At 38.2% G+C, this 5,750-nt stretch carries 4 protein-coding genes; all 4 read left to right on the top strand.

Annotation, left to right across the window (positions count from 1 at the left end; genetic code table 11):
- Nucleotides 1–801: 801 nt before the first annotated feature.
- The 4 genes from GNE10_RS31400 (at nucleotide 802) to GNE10_RS31385 (ending at nucleotide 5,622) form a co-directional block, all read left to right on the top strand.
- Entirely contained in the window at nucleotides 802–2,727 is a 1,926-nt protein-coding gene (locus tag GNE10_RS31400) for a transglycosylase domain-containing protein (protein ID WP_185569817.1), read from the top strand.
- Between the two features lie 60 nt (nucleotides 2,728–2,787).
- On the top strand, nucleotides 2,788–3,465 hold the full coding sequence (locus tag GNE10_RS31395) for a response regulator transcription factor (protein ID WP_185569815.1): 678 nt from the start codon (nucleotides 2,788–2,790) through the stop codon (nucleotides 3,463–3,465).
- A 431-nt stretch (nucleotides 3,466–3,896) separates the two neighbouring features.
- On the top strand, nucleotides 3,897–4,118 hold the full coding sequence (locus GNE10_RS31390; RefSeq protein ID WP_099071296.1) for a hypothetical protein: 222 nt from the start codon (nucleotides 3,897–3,899) through the stop codon (nucleotides 4,116–4,118).
- A gap of 61 nt (nucleotides 4,119–4,179) precedes the next feature.
- Entirely contained in the window at nucleotides 4,180–5,622 is a 1,443-nt protein-coding gene (locus tag GNE10_RS31385) for a glycosyltransferase family 1 protein (RefSeq protein WP_185569813.1), read from the top strand.
- The last annotated feature ends 128 nt before the right edge of the window (nucleotides 5,623–5,750 follow it).

The following is a 5,750-nucleotide window of genomic DNA, read 5'->3' as shown; positions in this document are numbered from 1 at the left end:
ATCTATGGAATTACATTATATAGGAATCCGGTTTGATTCAGAAAACTACTCGTAGAGGTAGGAAACAGGTAAAAAGGAATAAAAGCATATTTAGTTTTTTCACCAAATCAAATATGAATCCTATAATAGAATTTTTTGAACTCAGATTTTAGTTAACAATTACTATTTAAACTAACCGATTTCTAACCGATTTTTAACCGATAAATGAACTTATAAATATTAAAATACATGAGTGTAAAACAATAGTTTGCATTTTAGTCTCCATAAATCTATAGCAATCCTAAATAAATTGTCAAATAATTGACCTTTTAGTTAACCTTATCTCCTGGATGCTTTGGAGAGTTAGTAACTTGTCTAATTTTATAAATATTTTCACTCCTTGCATTTTCCAAGCATACTATTTGGTGGAAGACTAAATAAACGATTTAGGATTGCTATATATTTATTTTTTGTTGTATTTTGGTTGAATATTACAAAAACAATTCACATAAATTGGTTGAAGAAGAATTCAGAAATCAGAATGGGCTAAACGCCCCGCTACCGCTAACAAAAGTTAGAATAAAGACGTTCCATGACTACCAAATTTTCAATTTGGTGGGCTGCAAAAATGCTGATTATTCAGACGCTCCTACGTCGCTCTAAGCGTACCTCTGCTCTTAAGCAAGCTACGCGTAGCGTCTCTAAGAGTTGCCATACCGCAGGCTTTACGCTGCGCTATCCGCCAGTCATACAGAATACCTTTCCTGAATTCTGACTTCTGAATCCTGAATTCTGTTTGATAATGAAGGGATTAGAATTACTGTGTCTTCTTTTAAAAATATCCAAGAAAAACAATCACAAATTCAAACTTTACCCAGGTTTGAATTTTTTCAAGGAGTTGGTCAAGTAACTGGCGGTGTACTTCTGTCAATATTTATGCTATCAAGTTCCCTTGTGGCTGGAGGGCTAGTTGGTTTAGCTATTAGTTTTCGGAATTTGCCAGATGTTAGACAGCTAAAAAATTTTTCGCCTTCAGAAACAACTTATATTTATGATATTAAAGGCAAACTTTTAGCACGTATACATGGGGAAGCTAATCGACAAGTAGTGCCTCTAGAAAAAATTTCTCCTCATTTGAAACGAGCTGTATTAGCTAGCGAAGATAATCGATTTTACGAGCATCACGGTATTAATCCTGGTGGTATTGGACGTGCTGCATTAGTCAACTTGGCAGCTGGAGATGTGCGAGAAGGTGGTTCTACAATCACTATGCAATTGGTAAAAAACATCTTCCTATCTCAAAAGCGTGCTTTTACCCGAAAAATAGCAGAAGCCGTATTAGCAATTCGTTTAGAACAAGTTCTCAGTAAAGATGAAATTTTGGAGATGTATCTCAATCAAGTTTACTGGGGTCACAATAATTATGGCGTGCAAACAGCAGCACGTACTTACTTTAAAAAATCAGCAGAAAATTTAACTTTAGCTGAATCAGCGATGATGGCGGGTTTAATTCAAGCCCCAGAAGAATTTAGCCCGTTTGTCAGTATGAACTTGGCAAAACAAAAACAAAAAGAAGTACTGGGGCGGATGTTGGAACTAAATTGGATTAGCCAGCAAGAATATAATGATGCTTTACAACAAAAAATCAAACTTGGTCAAATCAGGTCATTTCAAGGTAGTGCTTTGCCTTACGTGACTAATACTGTAGCCCAGGAATTAATTAAAAAGTTTGGGCGTGAAACAGTGCTCAAAGGTGGAATGCAAGTACAAACTACGGTGGATACCAACTTTCAAATGATGGCAGAAAAAACCATCAAGAAATGGCATCGAACCCTCGAAAGTGAAGGATTATACAATAATCAAATGGCTTTGGTGGCTATCGATCCTCGTACGCACTTTGTCAAAGCCTTAGTAGGTGGTGTAGATTCAAAAACTAGCGAATTTAACCGAGCAACTCAAGCCCATCGTCAGCCAGGATCTTCTTTTAAACCGTTTGTGTACTATACTGCTTTTGCTAGTGGTAAATTTACGCCAAATACAACAATACCAGATACTCCAGTTGGCTACCGTGATGGAGACGGTTGGTATTATCCCCGTAACTACGATAATACCTTTATGGGAGCAATACCAATTCGTACTGCTTTAGCTTTGTCTCGTAATGTTCCTGCGATTAAGCTTGGTAAAGCCGTGGGTATGAATAAAGTAATTGAAACTTGCCGTACATTAGGAATCATGAGTCCGATGGAACCCGTGAGTTCTTTACCGTTAGGTGCAATTGGTATCACACCTCTAGAAATGGCCAGTGCTTACGCCACAATTGCCAATTATGGCTGGCAGTCACCTGCAACTATTATTGCCCGTATTACTGACGGTAGTGGCAATGTGTTAGTGGATAATACTCCTAAACCCCAGTTAGTACTTGATCCTTGGGCTTCAGCCACAACTTTAGACGTGATGCAAACGGTAGTTAACGAAGGAACTGGTAGAGGTGCGGCTATAGGTCGTCCAGTTGCAGGGAAAACGGGTACAACCTCTTCAGAAAAAGACATTTGGTTTATTGGTACTGTACCGCAGTTAACAACTGCCATCTGGGTAGGAAGAGACGACAATCGACAATTATCAGGTCATGCAACGGGGGGAGGTATGGTGGCTCCTGTGTGGCGTGATTTTATGCAGAAAGCACTTCAGGGTGTACCAGTAGAAAAGTTTCAGCCATCTGCTAAGTTTCTTCGTCCCAAGTCAAATTAAAAGTATTAAGGTTATGTATTGGAATTCATCGTAGTTTTTTAATTTACAAATATTCTAGAAATGCGGATTTTGGTAGTTGAAGATGATGTCCAGTTAGCAGAGATGCTGATGGAAGCCCTGACTGACCGTCAATATGTGGTAGACATAGCCCAAGATGGAGAAGAAGCCTGGGATTGTATTAAGGGGTTGGAATATGATTTAGTAGTACTAGATATTACGTTGCCTAAGTTGGATGGTGTGAGTTTTTGTCAAAGGTTGCGATCGCGTAACCATACAATACCCGTCCTCATGTTAACAGCACGCGATACCCTTGCAGACAAAGTTACTGGGTTGGATGCTGGAGCAGATGACTATATGGTAAAACCTTTTGAAATGCCAGAGCTAATGGCTCGTATCCGCGCACTGCTACGCCGTAATAGCGCCGCAGCATCATTTCCAGAACTTGGTTGGGGTAGTCTGCGTTTAAATCCCAGCACTTATGAAGTTAGTTATGCTGACCAACCCCTACAGTTAACCCCGAAAGAATTTGCTCTCTTAGAACTAATGGTTTCTAGCGGTCGGCGAGTGTTAAGTCGAGCCGGAATTATTGAACGTATTTGGTCTCTTAATGAGCCACCCAGCGAAGAAACTGTTAAGTCTCATATCAAAAGTTTACGATATAAACTGAAAGACGCCGGTGCGCCTGATGATTTTATTGAAACAGTTCATGGATTAGGCTATCGTCTCAAGCAAGTTTAAAAAACTAACCGATTTCTACCTAATATTTACCCTGAATCTGCACAACTGATTGTTAGTCTACTATTATGGGAATCCTAAATCATTTGTGAGAGAGTGAATCACTGAAAAAGTTTTTAGATAGATACTTTGAGTCTCCGTAACACTCCGGTGGAAAATTAGGATTACTATACTGAAATTAACCTCTTTACACCATGTTCTCCAAATCAATTTAAGTATTGACTTGGGGAATTTTAATTTTTATCAATAGTTGCTGATGGTATTGACTGCTAACAGTTAATAACCAATGTGAATACATGTGCAACGCCAAATGCTATTGGTTGGCAGCTTATAACCGATTTCTCCCCAATTAATAACCGATATTTGAACTTGTCAAGTGTAATATGCAGGACAAGGCAATTTGGGAAATTTTTTTATGGTTGAGGAAAATTTTTATGTCTCGTTCTTCAATAAAAATCTCTCATATTGTTCTCAATCAAGAAGAGTATCGCCAGTTGAAAATTTATGCAATTAAGCATCAAATAACAACTCATGAAGCAATTCACGTACTAATTAATTTTTTTCCAGAAGACTTTCAAACTAGGAAAAAATTAAATAAAAACTATCCATCTATGTTTCCCAGGAGGTTTTTACACATTTTTTTAGATGTGAAATAATTTGTTGTCTTGAAATTTTCACTAAAAGTTAATTTTTATCCCAATTAAGCTAATTGTAATTATGAAAACTATTGCTTCTTTGAATTTAGCTAAATCTGTGGAAAATGCTGCTCCAGAAACACCAAGTTCTCAACCAATTTACGCGCTAATTTCAGTTCACGGCGACCCTACAGCAGAAATCGGCAAAGAAGGCGCAGGTGGTCAAAATGTTTACGTCCGAGAATTGGGATTAGCATTAGCAAAACGCGGCTGTCGGGTTGATATGTTCACTCGACGTGAATATCCCCACCAAGAAGAAATTGTAGAATTAGCGCCAGGGTGTCGCACAATTCGCCTAACCGCAGGGCCAGTTGAATTTATTCCTAGAAACAATTTATTTGAATATTTGCCAGAATTTGTAGAAGCTTGGCTAAATTTTCAACAAAGAACACAAACAAATTATGCACTCATTCATACTAACTATTGGCTTTCTGGTTGGGTGGGATTGGAACTTAAATCACAATTAGGGCTACCCCAAGTTCATACTTATCATTCTATAGGAGCAGTGAAATATCGTAATGTGGAAAATCCACCACAGATTGCTGAAATTCGTCATTGTGTAGAAAAGGCAATTTTAGAACAAGCAGATTGTGTAATATCTACTAGTCCTCAAGAAGTAGAAGATTTACGTCAGTTAATTTCACAACATGGACGTATTAAAGTTATTCCCTGTGGAATTAATACCGAACACTTTGGTTCTATTAATAAAAAAGATGCTCGTCAACAATTAGGAATTGCTCCAGATTCTAAAATAATTTTATATGTAGGACGTTTCGATCGCCGCAAAGGAGTTGAAACTTTAGTCCAAGCCTGTAGCAGTTTACCTCCAGGATTTCAACTTTATCTAGTTGGTGGTAACCGCGAAGGCGGAACAGATTTTCAAGAACAACAACGCATTCAAACTCTGGTAAAAGAATTAGGATTAGAAGCAGTTACAATTTTTACCGGGCGAATTTCTCAATCACTTTTACCTGCTTACTATGCCGCAGGAGATGTCTGCATTGTACCGAGTTACTACGAACCTTTTGGTTTAGTTGCAATTGAAGCAATGGCATCCAAAACACCTGTAATTGCCAGTAATGTAGGAGGCTTGCAACATACAGTGGTGCATGGTGAAACTGGACTTTTAGTTCCTCCTGGTGATGCCCATGCTTTAACAAGCGCTATTGTAAGTTTATTAGAAAACCCCATTTTCAGACAAAAGTATGGCGACGCTGCACAAAATTGGGTTCAGTCTCGTTTTAGTACTCAGGGAGTTGCTGCACAAGTTCAGGAACTCTATCAATCTTTAACGGTTGATACATTTGTTCAAGAAATTATTCAAACTAAAAATTTAACTCCAGAGTTAGAAAAGCAAATTCAAAATTTATTGAAGTCAACAACTTTGAAATCTAGTGAAATTAAAGCTTTAGAAAAATTAATTGACTCGTTTTCTAATGGAATTGTACAGTGGGTAACTAGTTAATAAGTCAACTGATATCATGTCCGCATAATTAGTTATGATTCCCACAGCCATTGTACCCCACCCCTTAATCCCCTCCCCGCAGGCGGGGAGGGGAGACAAAGCGTAGCTTTGGCGGGGTGGGGTAATAT

The organism is Nostoc sp. 2RC (assembly GCF_014222165.1).
In the GTDB taxonomy this organism is placed as follows: Bacteria; Cyanobacteriota; Cyanobacteriia; order Cyanobacteriales; family Nostocaceae; genus Nostoc; species Nostoc linckia.
This window is presented reverse-complemented; position numbering and strand designations above follow the sequence as displayed.

Coding starts and splice junctions, on each gene's coding strand:
- GNE10_RS31390 (WP_099071296.1), top strand. CDS start 3,897: ATGTCTCGTTCTTCAATAAAAATCTCTCATATTGTTCTCAATCAAGAA.
- GNE10_RS31395 (WP_185569815.1), top strand. CDS start 2,788: ATGCGGATTTTGGTAGTTGAAGATGATGTCCAGTTAGCAGAGATGCTG.
- GNE10_RS31385 (WP_185569813.1), top strand. CDS start 4,180: ATGAAAACTATTGCTTCTTTGAATTTAGCTAAATCTGTGGAAAATGCT.